The sequence below is a fragment of the Pseudomonas danubii genome, from assembly GCF_042980055.1.
Classification (GTDB): domain Bacteria; phylum Pseudomonadota; class Gammaproteobacteria; order Pseudomonadales; family Pseudomonadaceae; genus Aquipseudomonas; species Aquipseudomonas danubii.
Window position 1 is genome coordinate 5,268,144 of record NZ_CP116502.1, and the last position, 18,339, is coordinate 5,286,482.

The following is an 18,339-nucleotide window of genomic DNA, read 5'->3' on the forward strand; positions in this document are numbered from 1 at the left end:
ACATGACGGACAGATTGACGATCTCCGACAGCGCCGATGATGCGGCAGCGGAACAACGCTTGATGGATGAGCGCAGGCTCAGTGAGTTGCAGCAGCTGAAAGCTGAGCTGGACGCGCAAAAAGCCGCCGCCACTCAAGCGGTAGCCGCCGAGTCGGCGCCGGTGGATAGGGACGCGGCCGCCACCGCCAAAGGGGGCAGCAAGCGCCACGTCGCCCATGACAGCAGTGAATGGCAAGCCGTGTGCAGTGTGCCGGACTTCTGCTGGGTCGGACCGGTGGTGGTGGCCTTTGACTCGTTCGCGACATTGGACAGACCGGTGCTGGCTTCCAGCGACGTCAAGGCCCGTGGCACCAAGGTCTATCGGCTGGGGGACCTCTTCAATCAGGTCCAGGCCGATGCCGGCGCACATGTGGTGGCCGGCACCTCGCTGGGCGCGGGCAACGTCAAGCTGCTGGAGGGACATGGCAACGTCAAGGTCAATGGCCTGCCGCTGGCCCGGCATGACAGCGCCTGCCTGATCAACTGCAACGCCGCCGGTGTAGGCGGCACCCTGGGCAAGATTGTGACGACGGCCCAGTCGGCCACTGCGGTTGCCAGCGAGACGAGTGACCTGGCCCCTCCCGGAGAGCGGACCAGTGCCCGTCTGCAGGAGTTGGAGGCCGAGCGCGAAGCCCTGAAGCAGCAACAGTTGGACATCGATGGCCTGGATAAATACATCGATTTTGATGGCTGGAATAAAAGCGCCGATGAGGGCATCGCCAGCATCAAGCAAGGCGCGGTGCTCGGCTTGACACCCGCAGGCCCGCTGATTGCCCATTACTTTCCGGCGGTGGCGGACGCCGATGCGCAAGTCACTCGTGGCGTGACCGGGTTTGCCAAAGACACGGTCATGGGAATCGGCGAACTGGCCTACACCGGGGCCAAGCATCAAGCCAAGAGCCTGCAGAGCAACTACACCGCCGATGGTCTGCGCGGCCGTGCCTTGGATGCGCAGATCCTCGCGGAGAACATGCGCCTGGGCAACATCACCCCGGGGACTGTCGGAACAAGCATCAGCAACGGAGCCAAGGCCGTGGGTTCTGCCTTGGTCAAACCAGTCACCGATGCCTGGTCCAAGGGCAATCACATCGAGGCCGTGACCCGGGCGGGCGTGGAGATCCTGACCTTGCCCTGGACGCTGTTCAAGGCAGGCAAGGCTGCGGAAGCGGCCAAAGCCGCCAATGCCTTGAAAAACGCCAACCGCACTGAAACCGTCGCCCATGCCGGCGACGGCGTTCACGTCAGACCCCAAGGTGCCGCCCACGGCAGCGCAGAAGACGTGAAAACCGGGAGGACCTCCGACAGCGGCAAGAACTGTGAGACCAGCAAATGCAGTCTTGAAGGCGAGCCGGTGGACGTCGCTACCGGTGACTACCTGCAAACCTGGCCAGTGCTGGAGATCCCCGGCAGCCTCCCGCTGAAACTCTCGCGCCTGTATCGCTCGCGGGCAGACTTTCGCGGGCTATTTGGGTGGCAATGGGCGGACGATTGGTCCCAGCACTTGGTGCTCGATCACCAGCGCATTACCTATCACACGGTCGACGGCAGCACCCTGGACTACGAGGCGCCGGACGACGAAGTCCAGGCCCATAACCGACGTAACGGGCGCTACCTGCTCAGCGGCCAACGTTCGGGCACCTTGCGCCTGTATGACCGCGCGACCCAGCAGACCCTGAGCTTTGCCCACAGCCCGAACCACACTCGCCCCCTGACCGCGATCGAAGACAGCAACGGCAACCGCATCCGCTTTATCTACGGTCCACAGCAGCGGTTGCAGCGCGTCGAACACAGCGACGGCTATCAGTTGCACATCGAGCTCAGCAGCACAGGCCATCTGACAGGCATCACCCTGCACGACGGCGAACAACACCCGCGCCGCTTGCTCAGTTGCCGCTATGAGCAACACAGCATGCTGACCGACTGCGCCAGCCATCAGTTCGGCACCCTGTATCACGCTTACGACAACGCCGGCCACATGACCCAGTGGCACGACACCGACAAAACCCATTTCCACATTGCCTACGACGCCAAAGGGCGAGTCATTCGCACCCATGCCGACAGCGGGCATTACACCGACCGCTTCGAGTACCACGAGGCCAACCGCTGCACCGACTACCACGACGCTGAAGGCGGTAGCAGCCGGCACTACTACAACAGCGACTTCCTGGTGGTGCGCAAAATCGATGCGCTGGGCCACGAATGGCTGACCGAGTGGGACGAATACACCAACAAGGTCGCCACCACCGACCCTCTGGGTCGCACCACCACCTACCGCTACAGCGACTTCGGCGAGCTGCTGACTCAGATCAACCCGGACGGCACCCGGCACACCTTTGACTACAACACCCAAGGCCTGCTGACACGCTACGTCTCCGCCGACGGTGTCACCTGGCAAATGAAGTACGACGCCCAGGGCAACCTCAGCAGCGTCAAAGACCCCGATGGGCGTACCACCACTTACCAACATGGGGCCCATGGCGAGTTGCTGAGCCAGACCTGGCCGGAGGGCACCCAGACCCTTTACCGCTATGACCGCAAACAGCGCCTGAGCGAAATCCAGCAACCGGACGGCCAGATCAGCCGCGTACAGCTGGACACCCTGGGCCGCCCTCTCCAACAGCAAGACGCATTGGGCCAGATCACCCGTTATGCCTACCACAGCCAGCACGCCCATCCCCGAGGTTCCCTCAGCGGCGTGACCCTGGCCGATGGCACCGAACAGCACTGGGCTTACGACAGCGAACACCGACTGGTCAGCTTCATCGATGGCGAAGGTCATCGCACCCGCTACGCCTACGGCGCCTTCGACCTGCTGGAAAAGCTCACCTACCCCGGCGGGCAAAGCCTGACCCTGGGCTACGACAGACTCACCCGCTTGACCCGCCTGACCAATGGCGTCGGCGACGTGTATCAATACGCCTACGACAAGGCCGGGCGCTTGATCGCCGAACGCGACTTCGCCGGCACCCTCACCCGCTATTGCTACAACGCCGTCGGTTGGCTCAGCGAAAAACACTGCGCCGACGGCGCCCGCGTGGCCTACCACTACGACATTGCCAGTGCGCGCCTGCTGAGCATTGCTCACTACCGGGCCAACGGCGAACTGAGCGAACAGACCGAGTTCAACTACAACGACGTCGGACACCTGATCGGCGTCAACAGCCCGGGCGCCCGTATCGAATACCAACGCGACGCCGTAGGCCGCTTGCTCAGCGAACGCATCAATGGCCGCCTGATCGAACACCAGTACGACCCCGCCAGTGGCCTGCCCATCGGCCAGCAAGCCGGTGCCATCGCCGAACAGGCCAACGCCCAGGAAGCCTTCGCCGCCCTGCCCCAGGTGCAGTGGCAGCACGACCGCAATGGCGGCCTGGCGCAACTGCTGATCGCCGGCCATGCACCGCTGCAGATCAGCCGCGACGCCCTGGGCCGCGACATCCAGCGCAGCAGCGCCGCCGGCTTCAACCTGCACCAGCACTACAACAGTCTCAGCTTGCTGACCGAGCAAAAGGCCGGCGCAGCAACAACCTCTTTTGTCGAACGCCACTACCGCTACGACAAAGCCTTCAACCCGATCCAGATCGACGACAACCGCTGGGGCCAGAGCCACTACCGCTACAACGCCAACCAGCAACTGATCGCCGCCCACCTGGGCCAGGGCCAGCCACAGCAATGGCTCTACGACAACGCCCTCAACCTGCTCAGCGAAGGGCAGATCCACAGCGCAAAAGGCATGGGCGTCAAGGCTGAGCAAAAAGGCGGGCGCGTGGTCAAATCCGGAGCCAACCGCTACCGCTACGACCCCTGCGGCCGCCTGGCCGAAAAAATCGTCGACCGCCACGGCTTCCGCCCCCAGCGCTGGCAATACCGCTGGAACAGCGACAACCGCCTCACCGACCTCTACACCCCCACCGACGAACACTGGCGCTACGAGTACGACGCCTTTGGCCGTCGCACGCGCAAGTTCAACTTCAGCCGCAGCAACAAACGCAACTCGATCTACGCCCACAGCGAACAACACATCATCGGCGAGGAATACCTGTGGAGCGGTGAACAACTGCTCGAAGCCGCGCCCATCTACGCCGACGGCACCGTCGCCTTCGAACACGCCACCCGCTGGAGCTACGCCCCCGGCGGCATCACCCCACTGGCGCAACAACAAGGCGAAAAACTCTGGTACATCGTCACCGACCACCTCGGCACGCCCCGAGAGTTACTGGACGAAAGCGGCCAACTGGGCTGGAGCAATAGCCCCAACGTCTGGGGCCAGGCAAGGCTATGGCGAGCCGCGAATGACGAGTTCGCCAGCAGCAACGTGGTGCCGATCAACAAGACCACCTGCCCGATTCGCTTTCCGGGCCAGTACTACGACGAAGAGAGTGGGCTGCACTACAATCGGCACCGATACTACGATCCGGAGACGGCGCAGTATTTGAGTCCGGATCCGTTGGGGCTGGGTGGTGGGACTCGGCCGCAGGGGTATGTGCATAACCCGAATAGTTGGGTTGATCCGCTGGGGTTAAATGGACTAGAAAAAGGAGCCTCCCTTCCTGCTGACACTAAAATTTATAGGGTTAGTATCGACGGCCCTTATAGTTTTGATTTTAACTCACGAGAAATGGACGCAATTAATAAAGGAAAATTGAATCCTCCTGGGGTATCAGTGATCAGAGCAGATAGCGCTGACGATGCTACCAACATATGGAACAAAGCCTTTCCTAACAGACCAGCGATCAGCGTAGGCGAAGTAAGTGCCGGCGATTTGAGAGCTATTGGCTATGATGTAATACATGACCCTTCTAAAGGTGCGCTAGGACAGCATCATGCGAGGCTAATTCATCCTGACGGCACCAATGGCTTTAACACAAACAAAGAAGAATTACTCAATACCTTTAAGAGGTGCGGCGACTAATGAAAGACTATATCATTTCTTATAGAACCAAAGAAAAATATGCACTTATCGAATATAAAAAAGAAGACGAGATAGAATATTACTGCACAGGAAGAATATTAAAGTTCAGCTTTCCAAAAAAGCTACATGAATTGATCAACGAATATAATGAACTTGTGAACACAATAACTCTATCTCTATTAGATGAAATAGAAGAGAAAATCTACTGGTATGATCTTATGCTGAAATCTTCAGAAAATAGAATTTTTAACATTTCATTAAAAGAAAATGAATACATCTCTTTTTTCTTAAAGTATCCTACAAGCGATGGTTTTCTAGATAGATATCCATCAATCTGACAAAGCTGAACAATTGGCAGAGAAAGGAAAAACTCAGGACGCATAATCACTGTTTTTGGTTGAAACGGAGCGTCCATTGGAGGTTTTCCTCCTGCTCCTGAAACACCAACAACTTCTGAAATAATTACATCAGCCCCCCCAAACCTAATGGTGGTTCTCCACTCCCAGCAACGAAGATATAACATGTTTAATATTTCATGCATGCAAATTAAAACTTACCCCTCACCTCAACCCACTTATAAAAATTTTAAAATAAAGTATGCCTTCGGGGGAAACTCATCAGTCATCTCCCTTTCAAATGGAAAGTCAGGTATTGGCTCTGAGCATTGGTTTTCTGAAAACTCAGAGCTTTTTTTGTTTAGTATTGATGGTGACCTCGTAAGAACTGAACTCTCCATCCCCAATAAAAATACAAAAAACACTTCAAGTGAGCACTCATCTTGCTGGGGTGAAGTAAAACTTAGAAACCCAAAACATTTCTTGTTAGAACCTACAAAACTAAGAAATTTTAGCGCAGAAAGAAAAGAATTGACCTGCCTAAACTTCACCCCCTCTTCAAGCGTTACTCACATACATATAAAAAAGACTTTAGCTTTATCTTTTCAGAAAATAAATATTGCGGATATCGGTTAAAAAATCCAATCCGTTACCTTTGCGAGTCAGTTGACGAAAACTTAGACCTGATCAAAGAGCCGAATCATGCAGAGTACTGCCTGATGGAAAAAATATTTAGCAATCATGTCAGACAATAGACTTGACGAACTGAATCAGAACATGGAATCACTGGTTTTGGAGTTAAGCAAAGAAATATCACCTCACCTTAAAGCTATAAGATGCAATCGCAGACGGAGGATTATTGAAAAATCAATAATCGATTTATTGGATTTTTATTTGTGAGCCTAAATAAATTTATAATTATCAATTTAAGAGTATGAGACATCCAGTGCAGCAGCACGGCTGGCTTCAAATTGCACCAGCACTACAAAAGCCTCAGCCTGCTGACCGAGCAAAAGGCCGGCGCAGCCGCAACCTCCTTTGTCGAACGCCATTACCGCTACGACAAAGCCCTCAACCCGATCCAGATCGACAACAACCGCTGGGGCCAGAGCTAGTACCGCTAGAACGCCAACCAGCAACTGATCGCCGCCCATCTGGGCCAGGGCCAGCCACAACAGTGGTGCTACGACAACGCCCTCAACCTGCTCAGCGAAGGCCAAATCCACAGCGAAAAACCTATCATCGGCGAAGAGTACCTATGGCGCAGCGAACAACCGCGCAAAGCCGCGCCCATCTACACCAACGGCGCCATCGTCTTTGAACAGATCCCCCACAAGAACTCCACCCTCCTCGGCCACTCCCTTGCCATCCGCCAGCCCCCACCTAAAGAGTTCGTAAAGACTGCCCGGCCGCCACTGACCCAGCCAGGCAAATGCGCTTCAATTCTCCTTGAGCCAAGCCTGAAACGCCCGGAGAAGCCCATGAGCAAGCTTGCCCGCTATCTGCAGGTCGAGGACATCCTCCTCGACGTCAATGTCTCGAACAAACAGCGCCTGTTCGATCAGGTTGGCCAGCATCTTCAAGAGACGCGGCAACTGCCCGGCGATTGGGTCACGGCCAGTCTGTGGCGCCGGGAACTGGCCGCCAGTACCGCCATCGGCGATGGTGTGGCCGTGCCCCATGCGCGGCTCGCCGAGCTCGACAGCATCCATGCGCTGTACCTGCGGCCGCAGACCGCCATGGCCTTTGCCGCACCCGACCAGCAGCCGGTGAGCGATATCCTCGTACTGCTGGTGCCCGCGCCCGCCGATCAGCAACACCTGGAACTGCTGGCGGACACTGCCCGGCTGTTTTCCAATCCACGCTTTCGTCAGGCGCTGCTGCGTTGCCACGATGCGTCGCAGGTCAAGCAACTGGTTGACCACTGGTAGAGCGCATGCGTCAGTATCGCGGCCAGATCGAGGGAGGCATCTGTGTCCGGCGCCGGGAGGACTACCTGGAGGACAGCGAACGGCGCTACTTCGTGCTCAACGGCAAGGCCCATGCTGCACAAGGCGAGGTGCCGGCACTGGTGAACGAGTGCGCTGCGCTGATCGACAGCCGGTTTTTTTCGGTGAATGTGGTCTTGCGGGCCGACGGCGTGCTGCGTCTGGTGGAACTGGGGGACGGTCAGGTATCGGACCGTAAGGAGTGGTCGGCGCAGCGCTTTGCCGCCATGCTCGGCGCTGCCGACTGAGCACTGCGCAGCGCAGCAAGCCCCGCAGCCCCGCTTCAAAATCGCCCTCAAGCCCCTGCTGCGCCTGCTGGGGCTGTTCGATCCGCTGCTGCGGGAGATGGTGGAGATGCACTACCTGATCAGCTCGCCGCTGATCCTCGATGACTCGGCCCTGCAAGGCTTGATCGGGCCCATCGCCAAGACGTCCTATGCCGAAGGCGTGCGCCGGGCCTTGCAGGCGGCGCACAACGCCCGACAGCCGTGAAGTCGCCTAGAAGACGGCCACCTGATCAGCGGAGAATTCCAGTAACCGGGGTTCGACTCAACGAGCCGGTGCCGGGGCAATCGCCAGGCGACTGGTGGCCTTGATCTCCCGCAGCGCCAGGCTCGACTGGATCGAGGCGATGCCCGGCTGGCGCCTGAGCACCTGCTCGACAAAATCGCTGTAGCTGTCCAGGTCCTGGGCCAGCACCTGCAACAGGTAGTCGGCGTCACCGGTGATCTTGTGGCAGGCCTGGACCTCGGGCAAACGCATGATCACCGCCTCGAAGTCATCCGGAGTCTGGTCGGAGTGGGTGGCAAAACGCACATGCACGAAGGCCATGATGTCCAGCCCCAGCAGGCGCCGGTCGAGGTTGGCCTGGTAATCCTTGATCACCCCCTCCTCTTCCATGCGTTTGCGCCGGCGCCAGCAGGGGGTGAGGCTCAGGGACAGGCGCTCGCTGAGTTCGGCGTTGGAAATGCTCGCGTCCTGCTGCAACAGGGCGAGGATTGCCAGGTCGGTTTCGTCCAGGGACACCCTTCGAGTCATTTTTTTCACAAGTAGCCACTCAATGGAAAAATATTACCCAAAACTCTAATTCCATCAGAACAAAAAGCAAAGAAGTCGCAGCCATGCCGGAACAAACTATTTGCACCGGACAACAACAATGGATGCGTTCAGCATGCTTACCGTCTTCAGCGAATCCCACCGCCTGCACCACGGCACCGAGTTGAAGGATGGGGTGCTCAAGCCCTCCTTCGAGCAACCCAGCCGGGCCGATACGGTCCGCGACCGGGTCAGGCACGTGGGGCTTGGCGACATCATCGTCCCCCGCCGTTTCGACCGCTCCTGCTACGTCGCCGCCCACAGCGAACGCTACGTGACCTTCCTGGAAAGCGCCTGGAGCGAATGGCGCGCCACCGGCCGCAGCCACGACGCCCTGCCCTTGGTGTGGCCGGTACGCGACCTGGCCAACCAGCAGGTGCCGGAGTTCATCGACGGCAAGCTGGGCTTCTTCGCCATGGATGCCGGCTCGCCCATCACCGCCACCACCTGGGATGCCGTGCGCACCAGCGCCGATATTGCCCTCACCGGCCTGGCGCTGATCGACGAAGGCCAGGACAGTGCCTTTGCCCTGTGCCGTCCGCCGGGCCATCACGCGGCCCGGGAATACATGGGGGGCTACTGCTACCTGAACAACGCCGCCATTGCCGCGCAACACGCCGTGACCCGGGGCGCGAAGCGCGTGGCGGTGCTGGACGTGGACTTCCACCACGGCAACGGCACCCAGAACATTTTCTACGAGCGTGATGACGTCCTGTTCGTCTCGCTGCACGGCGATCCGGCGGTCTCCTACCCCTACTACTCGGGGTTCGCCGCGGAGCGTGGGGCCGGTGCCGGTGAAGGCTGCAACCTGAACTTCCCCCTGCCCCGAGGCACCACCTGGCAGCGCTACCGGGAAGCACTGATCCAGGCCTGCGCCCGGCTTCGCGAGTTCTCCCCGGAGCTGCTGGTGGTGTCCCTGGGCGTCGACACCTTCAAGGACGATCCCATCAGCCACTTCCTTCTGGAAAGCGAGGATTTCCTCGGCATGGGCCAAGTCATCGCCGGCGTGGGCGTACCCACGTTGTTCGTCATGGAGGGCGGCTACATGGTGGATGAGATCGGCATCAACGCGGTCAATGTGCTCCACGGCCATGCCAATCGCTAATGCACCAGCGTCGCACTGCCCAGCAGTTTTCAACGTTCTGACCGAGAGGGAAAAGACATGACCTTGTTCATCGATGTGGATCACGCAGCGGACCTGTATTCGCGCCTGGGCATAGGCCGGGCGATCCGGGAAATGGCCGGCTACATCCAGGCCGACTACCAGCGCTGGCAAGCCTTCGAGAAATCCCCGCGCACCGCCAATCACTCCGCCACTGGCGTCATCGAGCTGATGCCCGCCGACGATGGCCAGCAGTACGCGTTCAAGTACGTCAATGGCCACCCCGGCAATCCAGCCCGACACCTGCTGACGGTGATGGCTTTCGGTGTGCTGGCCCAGGTCGACAGCGGCTACCCGGTGCTGCTCAGCGAGTTGACCCTGACCACCGCGGTGCGCACCGCCGCCACTTCAGCGCTGGTGGCGCAATCCCTGGCCCGCAAGGACGCCCGCCGCATGGCGCTCATCGGCAACGGCGCCCAGAGTGAATTCCAGGCCATCGCCTTTCATGAAATGCTCGGCATCAGCGAGCTGCGGATCTTCGACATCGACGTTGAAGCGTCCCACAAGCTCAAGCACAACCTGCAGGCCTGGCCGGGGCTCGAGGTGCGCATCGCCGACTCGGTGGCCGATGCGGTCAAGGGCGCGGACATCGTGACCACGGTCACCGCGGACAAGGCCTACGCCACCATCCTCACCCCCGAACTGATCGAGCCTGGCATGCACCTCAACGCCGTGGGCGGCGATTGCCCGGGCAAGACCGAGCTGCACGCGGACATCCTGCGCAACGCCCGGGTGATCGTCGAGTTCGAACCCCAGACCCGCATCGAAGGCGATATCCAGCAGATGCCGGCGCACTTCCCGGTCACCGAGTACTTCCGCATTGCCCAGGGCCTGGCGCCGGGCCGCGAGCATGAGGCCCAGGTCACAGTGTTCGACTCGGTGGGTTTCGCCCTGGAAGACTTCGCGTCCCTGCGCTACCTGCATGACCTGGCACGCCAGCACGGCATCGGCGAGCAGATTCAGCTGGTGCCCACGCCGGCCAATATCAAGGACCTGTACCAGTTGCTGCAACAGCGCCCTGCCCCCCTGGCGACGGCACCACGACGGATCACCGCCGGCTGAAAGATCGCTCCTGTGGCCCATGAACAGGGAACCGGCCTGGTGCCCCTGTTCACGGGCAATACCTGACCCGGCTGCACCACAACAATCACAGACCGCAGCCCCCCAACGACCTTCCACTGCCAAAACTCGACAACTATAAAATCAAGAGGTTTTGTGATGATTCCAGATACCTTCGGGGCCTGCGAGCACCCGACGCTGCAACGCACCCTGCATAACCGTCATATCCAGCTCATGGCCATGGGCGGCGCCATCGGCACCGGGCTGTTCATGGGCTCGGGCAAGATCATCGCCATGTCCGGCACCTCGATCATCCTGATCTACATGATCATCGGCCTGTTCGTGTACCTGGTGATGCGCGCCATGGGCGAGCTGCTGCTGTCGAACCTGAACTTCAAGAGCTTTGCCGATTTCGCCGGTGCCTACCTGGGGCCCCAGGCGGCGTTCTTCCTCGGCTGGTCCTACTGGCTGAGCTGGAGTGTCGCGGTGGTGGGCGATGCCGTGGTGGTGGGCGGCTTCTTCCAGTACTGGTTCCCCGATGTACCGGCCTGGGTTCCCGCCATCGCCATGATGCTGACCCTGTTCGCCCTCAACGTGCTGACGGTGAAACTGTTCGGCGAGGTGGAGTTCTGGTTCGCCATCATCAAGATCATCGCCGTGGTCACTCTGATCGCGGTGAGCCTGGTGCTGATCGCCACCGCCTTTGTCTCGCCGTCCGGGGTGAGCGCCTCCCTGAACCACCTGCTGGACCGCCAGGCCGCCTTTCCCAACGGCCTGCTGGGCTTCTTCGCCGGTTTCCAGATGGCGATCTTTTCCTTTGCCGGCACCGAGCTGATCGGCACCGCCGCGGCGGAGACCCGCGACCCGCGCCGGACCCTGCCCAAGGCCATCAACGCGATTCCGCTGCGCATCATCCTGTTCTATGTGCTGGCCCTGGCATGCATCATCGCCGTGACCTCCTGGCAGCAGGTGTCGCCGAGCAAGAGCCCGTTCGTGGAGTTGTTCCTGATCGCCGGCTTCCCGGCTGCGGCGGGCATCGTCAATTTCGTGGTGCTGACCTCCGCGGCTTCCTCGGCCAACAGCGGCGTGTTCTCCGCCAGTCGCATGCTCTTCGGACTGGCGGACCAGGGCAACGCACCACGCGTGTTCAAACGCCTGTCAGGGCATAGCGTGCCGGTGATCAGCCTGGCCTTCACCAGCCTGCTGATGCTGCTGGGGGTGCTGTTGCTGTACGTGGTTCCGGAGGTGATGACCGCCTTCACCCTGGTGTCGACGGTGTCGGCGATCCTGGTGATCTTCACCTGGTCGACCATCCTCGCGTCCTACATCGCCTACCGCAAAAAGCACCCTGAACTGCACGCCGGTTCCCAGTACAAGATGCCGGGCGGCGTGCCCATGGCCTGGTTCGCCCTGGCGTTCCTGCTGTTCGTCCTGGCCTTGCTGGCCCTGCGCCCGGATACCCGCCTGGCCCTGTGCGTGATGCCGGCGTGGTTCGTCTGGCTGGCCATTGCCTATCGCCTGACGGCCGGGCGCAAGGGGCGGACACCAGTGCAAGCGGCGGCGCAATACCGCTGAGGCGCGATCCTGAAAGACTGGGCCAGGGAGCGGCCCTGTCGGAGCCCGGTCCTGCGTGCAAAAGCATCGACAGAGCCCCACTCGTCTTGTTCTACTCCCGCCGCCATCGCCGTTGCCAGGGAGTGCCCACATGCAAGTCGCAGGACCCACCTTTGAAGAGGTGTTCAGGAAAAACCTCAAACGCGTCCTCAACTACTGGAGCCAGATCGGCACCGTCATCGGCCTGAGCGCCGCCGCGCTGGGGCTGTTCAGCCTGTACATGTACACCCGGGCCATCGGCCGCACCGACCTGTTCATGGCCTCCATCGATGCCAGATCGGCGCTGGTGGTCTGGCTGGTCATGGTGCTGTTTCTCATGCTGATCTACTTGCTGCTGCTTACGGTCACCACCCTGCTGTTCGGGCTGGCAAACGATGTGTTTCGCAACACTCCAGAACACATGAACGATGTGGTGGTATGGCTGACCTTGCCGGTCCTGGCAGGCTTCCTGACCCTGATCGTGCTCAGCTACTACGTGCATCTGGGTGAGGCACTGGCGTCGCTGATACTGGTGGCGGTGGTGGTACTGGTGACAGCGCTGGTGATGTCACGCCCCGCGTTCAAACGCGTGATCCACAGCAGTCTGGAGAAACACCCCGCTGCGGGCAGGGGCACCTGGGGTGGCCTGTTCGTGACCCTGACACTCTGCCTGCTGGGCACGGTGATCTCGGGGATCTTCACCAGCCTGCTGATCATCAATGCCTACAGCAACGAAGCGTCCAATGACTCGCCACACTTACCGGCCTTGTTGAACTTCCTGGGGCTGCTCTTCTCCTTGCTGCCCATCGTGTTCTTCTACTGCAAGGCCGGTAGTCCCTACAAACGGGTCTTCTATGCCCTGATGTGCACCCTGCTCCTGACCGCAGCCTTTCTTCTGGTGCTGCCCGGAGCCATGAGCCAGATCACCTACAAGGCCGCCGGCAGCCTGGATGTGCGTCAGGACGGAATCGAACGATTCGTGCTGCACGATGACCTCGAACTGCATGACCTGGACCCACTGATGTGGAACACCCGCCTGACCTCGGAGCAGCGCCTGGAAGTTCAGGGCTTTCAACTCTTCTCTTTCGGCGAGGCCCTGTTGATCTGCCCCAAGGGGCTGCGCAACCTGGCGCTGAACCAGATGCACCGCTATACCCGCACCTGCATCAGGACCCGCAACAGCGCGGTAACCCGCAAGCCGGCAAAACCGCTGTATGGCCAAAACCGCGCCTGTGCCGGTGCCGCGCCACCGGCGGCATGCTGGAAACCCCAAGGCTCCTGAATCCCCCACCTGCTGAACCCCCAGACCGCAGCCGGCCTGCTGGCTCAGGGCGACGGATTGACCATCAACGAGGGTGCCAGGCTGTCTTGGTTCTGCAAGCCAGGAGCGCAGGCGACAAAGTCCTCCTTGCGCAGCACCACCAGGGCAATCAACGACACCACCCCGGTGGCCACGTAGAAATACCAGGGCGAGGTGATGTCTCCGGTGAGCTTGATCAGCCAGGTGGAGATCAGCGGTGCACTGCCACCGAACACCGCCACGGGAATGTTGTAGGCCACGGCAATCCCGGTGGAGCGGATGCGGGTCGGCAGCAGTTCGCTCATCAGGGCATAGGTCGAGGAGGCGTAGAGTCCGAACAGGATCGCCACCGCCATCAGCGGCCAGAACAGCGTGGCCGGGGTGGCGTTGGGCGCCGACTTGAAGAACCAGTACATGGCCAGGGTAGCCAGGGTGCCGATCACCATCAGGAACGGCTTGCGTCCGTAGCGGTCGGTGAAGGCGCCGCCCAGGGGCATGACCAGCGCCGCCGAGAGGCTGGCGACGAACACATAGAGCAAGGTAGTGCCGCTGTCGAACTTGAGGGTGTTGGACATGTAGGTCGAAGCGAAGGTCAGCACCAGGTAAAAGATCGAGCTGTGCAGGGTGATGATGAAGAACACCAGGGCAATCGAGCGCTTCCACTGCCAGACCTCCCGCAGCGGTGCCTTGGAGGTCTCTCCGGCGTGCACCAGGGCGAGGAACTCCGGGCTGTCTTCGAGCTTCAGGCGGATGTACAGCGAGATGAACCCCAGGGGTCCGGCGATCAGGAACGGAATTCGCCAGCCCCAGTCCTGCATCAACTCGGCCCCCAGGGCCCAGGTCATGCCATTGGCCACGGCGCCGCCCAGCAACAGGCCGAGCACCGCGGTGACCATCAGCCAGCAGGTGGCGAAGCCCCGGCGCCCGGGCCCGGCGTACTCGGAAATGAAGCTGGTGATGGTGCCGATCTCGCCTCCGGCGGAAAACCCCTGCACGCAGCGGATCAGCACCAGGAGGATCGGCGCGGCGATGCCGATGCTGGCGTAGGTCGGCAGCAGGCCCAGCAGGCAGGTGGAACCGGCCATCAGCATCAGTACGGTGATCAGGGTCTTGCGCCGACCGATCTTGTCCGCCAGGGGGCCGAAGAACAGCCCGCCCAGGGGACGGATGAAAAAGCTCAGGGCAAAGGCCGCAAAGCTCGCCAAGAGGCTGCTGGTGGGGTCATCGGAGACGAAGAACGCCTTGCCGATGTACAGCGCCAGGAACCCATAGACGCCGTAGTCGTACCACTCGATCAAGTGGCCCGAGGTCGCGCCGATAAAGGCCCGGCGCCGCTGGCGCTGGGGATTGCAAGAGGTCATGTCCATGTTGGGAGACTCCTGTCGTATTGCTGTCCATGGAAAAAATCTTTCAGAGGTCGGCGATGGACCCTGTGGGGTCCTGCAACCACTGGCGCAAGCGGGTCTTGAGAATCTTGCCGTAGCTGTTCTTGGGCAGCTCGCGGCAAAACAGGTATTTCCTGGGCTTCTTGAACGAGGCCATGCGGGTCACGAACCATTGGTTGAGTGCCTGAGCATCGAGGCCGCCAGGGCAGCGCAGCACCACGAAAGCCACCACCGACTCGCCCCACTCGGCATCCGCCTGCCCCACCACACAGACCTCGAACACCCCGGGATGCTGCATCAGCACCTCTTCCACTTCCCGTGGGTAGATATTGCTGCCGCCGGAAATAATCACATCCTTGGAGCGGTCCGTGAGGGTCAGCAACCCGCGACTGTCGAGAAAGCCGATATCGCCGGTGAGCAACCAGCCATCCACCAGGGCCTCCTGAGTGGCTGACGGGTTGTCCCAGTAGCCGTGCATCACCGGGGCCCCGCGCACAGCGATTTCCCCGGGTTCGCCGGGGCCCAGGCGCTGTCCATCGGCATCGACTATCCGCACCTCCACACAGGACTGCGGCCGCCCCACCGAGGCCGCGATTGCGGGCCAGTCGGGATGCTCGCGGTCGGCGATCAGCTCCCGGGACAGGGCGCTGATGGTCATCGGGCACTCGCCCTGGCCGTAGATCTGCACCAACCGCGGGCCGAAGGTATCCAGGGCCTGGCCCAGGTCCGCCAGGTACATGGGGGCCCCGCCGTAGACAAGGGTCTTGATCCCCGCGCCGTCATAGCCTTGCTGCCGGGCCTGCTCGACCATGCGCTTGACCATGGTCGGGGCGGCAAACAGGCTGACCTGCCCCAGTTCCTGCGCCAACCCGAACAGCTCCTGCGCATCGAACCCCCGTGACTCCGGCACCACATGCCGGGCCCCGCAGCGCACGTGAATGAAGTTGTAGAGCCCGGCCCCGTGAGACATCGGCGCGGCATAGACCACCGCATCAGTGGCCTGCACCGGGTCCACATCCAGCGGGTAGCACAGCGACATGGCCATCAGGTTGCCGTGCGACAGCATCACCCCCTTGGAACGGCCGGTGGTGCCTGAGGTGTAGAACAGCCAGGCCAGATCATCGTCCCTGCGCGGACAGGGTTCCAGCAGCTCGTGGTCCGGGGCTACCGTCGGCGCGGGGCTGGCGTAACCGGGCAACTCGCGGCAGTTGTCCGGCAAGTCCTTAAGCTCGAAAGTCCGCCCGCTGTCGGTATAGATCGCCCGAGCCCCGGCGTTGCCGACAATCCAGGCCGCCTCCCGCGGATGCAGCTTGCTGTTGACCGGCACCGCCACCGCCCCGCTCCACCAGATGGCGTAGAGCAGTTCCAGGTAGTCGCAACTGTTCTTCATCAGCAACGCCACCCGCTCCCCCGGAGCGATGCCATGGCCGTGGCGCAACTGCAGGGCCCGAGCCCGAACCCGGGTTGCGAAGTCCTGATAGTCGGCCACCTGGCGGCAGCCCTCGAACAGCGCTGGACGCTGAGGCCAGCGTTGAGCCGCATCCAGCAGCCAATGAGCGATGTTCATGCTCAGGTCCTGACCGCTTGCAGGACCGAGGCGTAGTTGGCCACCGCCATCCCGCCCATGTTGAACAGCAAGCCGAACTCGGCACGGGGCACGCCCAGGCCAATGGGCTCGCCGATCAATTGGCGAAAGCCCAGGGCATGCATCGAGACCCCGGTGGCGCCCACCGGGTGGCCCTTGGCCTTGAGCCCACCGGACAGGTTGACCGGCAAACGACCGCCCTGGCGCACGATGCCCTCGTCCAGCGCCCGATGGCCTTCGCCCTTGGGCGCCAGCCCCATGGCCTCGTAGATCAACAGCTCGGCGATGGTGAAGCAGTCATGGACCTCGGCGAAGTTCATGTCCCCCAGGCTCACCCCGGCCTCGCGCAAGGCGCCGTGGATGGCCCGCTGCGGGCCGTCGAAGGCGAGGATGTCGCGACTGGCCATCGGCAGCAGGTCATTGACCTGGCTCAGGGAACGGATCGCCACCTCGCGCCGGAACGAGCGGGCGCGCTGCGGTGACGCCAGGACAATGGCCGCCGCGCCGTCACTGATCAGCGAGCAGTCGGTGAGGCGCAGCGACGGCGCGATCAGCGGATTGCTCTGGGACACATTGTTGCAATGCTCGAAGTCCATCGGCCGATGCATCTGCGCCAGCGGGTTGGCCATGGCATTGGCGTGGTTCTTCACCGCAATCGCCGCCATCGAGGCCAGCGGGCTGTGGTAGCGCTCGGTGTACTGCTGCGCGACCCGGGCAAACAGCTGCGCAAAGCTCAGGCCGGCCTCCTGCGGATCATTCTGGTAACCGGCTCCGGCCAGGGCTTGGGTGACCTCGGCGGTGGAGTTGCCGGTCATCTTTTCCGCCCCCACCACCAGCACCAGTTCAGCGGCGCCGCTGCGGATCGCGTTGACCCCGGCCTGAATCGCCGCCGAGCCCGAGGCGCAGGCGTTCTCGCAGCGGGTGGCCGGTTTGAAGCGCAATTGCGGGTCGGCCTGCAGCATCAGCGAGGCCGGGAAACCGTCCGGCACCAGGCCTGAGTTGAAGTGTCCGAGGAACAGGGCGTCGATCTCGGCGGCGTCAATCGCAGCATCCGCCAGGGCTTCACGAGTGACCTGGACAATCAGGTCCTCAAGGGTCGAACCCTGCAGACGGCCGAAAGACGTGTGGGCAGCAGCAACAATGGATACGGAAGCATGGGTCATGGTGATTTTCTTCTGTGCTTGAAGCGGGCATTCCATACAATGGCGAGCGCCGAAATCAGACGCTAGTTGGGGCAACTACGTACAGCAGTAAGTAGTACCCCGCTCGCCAGAGCGGCGCACCGACTTCCACGAGGCAGGATGCCCCATGACCGTATATGCCCAGCAGCTCCAGGACCTCGAGCGCCTGGCCTTTCAGGTTTCACCCGCACCGCAGTTGATCACCGGGCATCGGCGCATGCTCGATTGCAACCAGGCCTTCCTGCGCCTGTTCGGCTATGAGCGCGAACAGCTGCTGGATCACCTGACCCTGTTGCTGTATCCCTCCCAGGCCGATTACCAGAGCATTGGCGAACGCAGCGAACACTGGCTGCGCAACGGCCAGGGCGCGTCCTACACGGACGAACGCTTTATGCAGCACCGCAACGGCGAAGTGTTCTGGGCCCGGGCCCACGGTTTTTCCCTGACCCCGGACGACCCGTTCGGGCTGATGATCTGGCACTTCGAACGCCTGGACCGGCCGTTGGCGCCGACCGTGCGCCTGACCCCTCGCGAGCGGGAAATTTCCCTGCACATCGTCAACGGCCTGACCTGCAAGGAAGTGGCGCGCAAACTGGCGATTTCCCATCGCACGGTGGAAGTCCATCGCGCCCGGCTGATGAAGAAGCTGCAGGCCAAGAACAGCGCCGAGCTGGTGTCGAAGATCATCTACATCCGTTGAAGCG

Annotated in this window: 16 protein-coding genes; 12 read left to right on the forward strand and 4 right to left on the reverse strand. The window is 61.3% G+C overall.

Annotated elements, in window-relative coordinates:
- Positions 1-2 precede the first annotated feature (2 nt).
- The 7 genes from PFZ56_RS23755 (at position 3) to PFZ56_RS23785 (ending at position 7,767) form a co-directional block, all read left to right on the forward strand.
- A complete protein-coding gene (locus PFZ56_RS23755) occupies positions 3-4,952 on the forward strand; it encodes an RHS repeat-associated core domain-containing protein (RefSeq protein WP_170004093.1) in 4,950 nt (1,649 codons plus the stop codon).
- Positions 4,952-5,290: a hypothetical protein gene (locus PFZ56_RS23760; protein WP_134928953.1), complete on the forward strand. Its 339-nt coding sequence runs from the start codon at positions 4,952-4,954 to the stop codon at positions 5,288-5,290. The genes PFZ56_RS23755 and PFZ56_RS23760 overlap by 1 nt, the downstream gene beginning before the upstream one ends.
- Positions 5,291-5,473: 183 nt before the next feature.
- Complete coding sequence (locus tag PFZ56_RS23765; protein ID WP_170004091.1) at positions 5,474-5,923, forward strand: hypothetical protein; 450 nt, start codon at positions 5,474-5,476, stop codon at positions 5,921-5,923.
- A gap of 335 nt (positions 5,924-6,258) precedes the next feature.
- Complete coding sequence (locus PFZ56_RS23770; protein ID WP_170004089.1) at positions 6,259-6,402, forward strand: hypothetical protein; 144 nt, start codon at positions 6,259-6,261, stop codon at positions 6,400-6,402.
- 366 nt (positions 6,403-6,768) lie between these two features.
- On the forward strand, positions 6,769-7,218 hold the full coding sequence (locus PFZ56_RS23775) for a PTS sugar transporter subunit IIA (protein ID WP_170004087.1): 450 nt from the start codon (positions 6,769-6,771) through the stop codon (positions 7,216-7,218).
- Between the two features lie 5 nt (positions 7,219-7,223).
- Positions 7,224-7,523 carry an ATP-grasp domain-containing protein gene (locus PFZ56_RS23780; protein ID WP_394304476.1) on the forward strand — a complete coding sequence of 100 codons (300 nt, stop codon included), beginning with the start codon at positions 7,224-7,226 and terminating at the stop codon, positions 7,521-7,523.
- Complete coding sequence (locus tag PFZ56_RS23785; protein ID WP_262379832.1) at positions 7,495-7,767, forward strand: hypothetical protein; 273 nt, start codon at positions 7,495-7,497, stop codon at positions 7,765-7,767. Before PFZ56_RS23780 ends, PFZ56_RS23785 begins: the two co-directional genes overlap by 29 nt.
- Before the next feature lie 57 nt (positions 7,768-7,824).
- Here PFZ56_RS23785 and PFZ56_RS23790 read toward each other — a convergent pair whose 3' ends face one another.
- Complete coding sequence (locus tag PFZ56_RS23790) at positions 7,825-8,313, reverse strand: Lrp/AsnC family transcriptional regulator (protein WP_170004083.1); 489 nt, start codon at positions 8,311-8,313, stop codon at positions 7,825-7,827.
- Between the two features lie 133 nt (positions 8,314-8,446).
- On the opposite strand from PFZ56_RS23790, the gene PFZ56_RS23795 reads away from it, so the two are divergent.
- The 4 genes from PFZ56_RS23795 to PFZ56_RS23810 all read left to right on the forward strand — a co-directional run bounded on the left by PFZ56_RS23795 (position 8,447) and on the right by PFZ56_RS23810 (position 13,466).
- On the forward strand, positions 8,447-9,475 hold the full coding sequence (locus PFZ56_RS23795) for a histone deacetylase family protein (protein WP_170004081.1): 1,029 nt from the start codon (positions 8,447-8,449) through the stop codon (positions 9,473-9,475).
- Positions 9,476-9,532: 57 nt separating this feature from the next.
- Entirely contained in the window at positions 9,533-10,594 is a 1,062-nt protein-coding gene (locus PFZ56_RS23800; protein WP_102881528.1) for an ornithine cyclodeaminase, read from the forward strand.
- Between the two features lie 156 nt (positions 10,595-10,750).
- Positions 10,751-12,166, forward strand: coding sequence for an amino acid permease (locus PFZ56_RS23805; protein WP_110596709.1), 1,416 nt, complete (start codon positions 10,751-10,753; stop codon positions 12,164-12,166).
- Positions 12,167-12,296: 130 nt separating this feature from the next.
- On the forward strand, positions 12,297-13,466 hold the full coding sequence (locus PFZ56_RS23810) for a hypothetical protein (RefSeq protein ID WP_170004079.1): 1,170 nt from the start codon (positions 12,297-12,299) through the stop codon (positions 13,464-13,466).
- A 44-nt stretch (positions 13,467-13,510) separates the two neighbouring features.
- On the opposite strand, the gene PFZ56_RS23815 is transcribed toward PFZ56_RS23810, so the two are convergent.
- From PFZ56_RS23815 to PFZ56_RS23825, 3 genes are read right to left on the reverse strand one after another with little or no spacing between them, the layout of a single operon-like run.
- A complete protein-coding gene (locus tag PFZ56_RS23815; RefSeq protein ID WP_110653279.1) occupies positions 13,511-14,851 on the reverse strand; it encodes an MFS transporter in 1,341 nt (446 codons plus the stop codon).
- A 43-nt stretch (positions 14,852-14,894) separates the two neighbouring features.
- Positions 14,895-16,436, reverse strand: a complete 1,542-nt coding sequence (locus PFZ56_RS23820; protein ID WP_170004077.1) for a class I adenylate-forming enzyme family protein — start codon at positions 16,434-16,436, stop codon at positions 14,895-14,897.
- Between the two features lie 2 nt (positions 16,437-16,438).
- Positions 16,439-17,617 (reverse strand): acetyl-CoA acetyltransferase, encoded by a 1,179-nt coding sequence (locus PFZ56_RS23825; protein WP_102881533.1) that lies wholly within the window; start codon positions 17,615-17,617, stop codon positions 16,439-16,441.
- A 145-nt stretch (positions 17,618-17,762) separates the two neighbouring features.
- Here PFZ56_RS23825 and PFZ56_RS23830 point away from each other — a divergent pair, with 145 nt between their 5' ends.
- Complete coding sequence (locus tag PFZ56_RS23830) at positions 17,763-18,335, forward strand: LuxR C-terminal-related transcriptional regulator (protein WP_102881534.1); 573 nt, start codon at positions 17,763-17,765, stop codon at positions 18,333-18,335.
- Positions 18,336-18,339: the final 4 nt, after the last annotated feature.

Excerpts from the sequence above, each read along its gene's own strand:
- PFZ56_RS23755 (WP_170004093.1), top strand. The coding sequence starts at position 3 with ATGACGGACAGATTGACGATCTCCGACAGCGCCGATGATGCGGCAGCG.
- PFZ56_RS23760 (WP_134928953.1), top strand. The coding sequence starts at position 4,952 with ATGAAAGACTATATCATTTCTTATAGAACCAAAGAAAAATATGCACTT.
- PFZ56_RS23765 (WP_170004091.1), top strand. The coding sequence starts at position 5,474 with ATGTTTAATATTTCATGCATGCAAATTAAAACTTACCCCTCACCTCAA.
- PFZ56_RS23775 (WP_170004087.1), top strand. The coding sequence starts at position 6,769 with ATGAGCAAGCTTGCCCGCTATCTGCAGGTCGAGGACATCCTCCTCGAC.
- PFZ56_RS23780 (WP_394304476.1), top strand. The coding sequence starts at position 7,224 with ATGCGTCAGTATCGCGGCCAGATCGAGGGAGGCATCTGTGTCCGGCGC.
- PFZ56_RS23790 (WP_170004083.1), bottom strand. The coding sequence starts at position 8,313 with ATGACTCGAAGGGTGTCCCTGGACGAAACCGACCTGGCAATCCTCGCC.
- PFZ56_RS23795 (WP_170004081.1), top strand. The coding sequence starts at position 8,447 with ATGCTTACCGTCTTCAGCGAATCCCACCGCCTGCACCACGGCACCGAG.
- PFZ56_RS23800 (WP_102881528.1), top strand. The coding sequence starts at position 9,533 with ATGACCTTGTTCATCGATGTGGATCACGCAGCGGACCTGTATTCGCGC.
- PFZ56_RS23805 (WP_110596709.1), top strand. The coding sequence starts at position 10,751 with ATGATTCCAGATACCTTCGGGGCCTGCGAGCACCCGACGCTGCAACGC.
- PFZ56_RS23810 (WP_170004079.1), top strand. The coding sequence starts at position 12,297 with ATGCAAGTCGCAGGACCCACCTTTGAAGAGGTGTTCAGGAAAAACCTC.
- PFZ56_RS23815 (WP_110653279.1), bottom strand. The coding sequence starts at position 14,851 with ATGGACATGACCTCTTGCAATCCCCAGCGCCAGCGGCGCCGGGCCTTT.
- PFZ56_RS23820 (WP_170004077.1), bottom strand. The coding sequence starts at position 16,436 with ATGAACATCGCTCATTGGCTGCTGGATGCGGCTCAACGCTGGCCTCAG.
- PFZ56_RS23825 (WP_102881533.1), bottom strand. The coding sequence starts at position 17,617 with ATGACCCATGCTTCCGTATCCATTGTTGCTGCTGCCCACACGTCTTTC.
- PFZ56_RS23830 (WP_102881534.1), top strand. The coding sequence starts at position 17,763 with ATGACCGTATATGCCCAGCAGCTCCAGGACCTCGAGCGCCTGGCCTTT.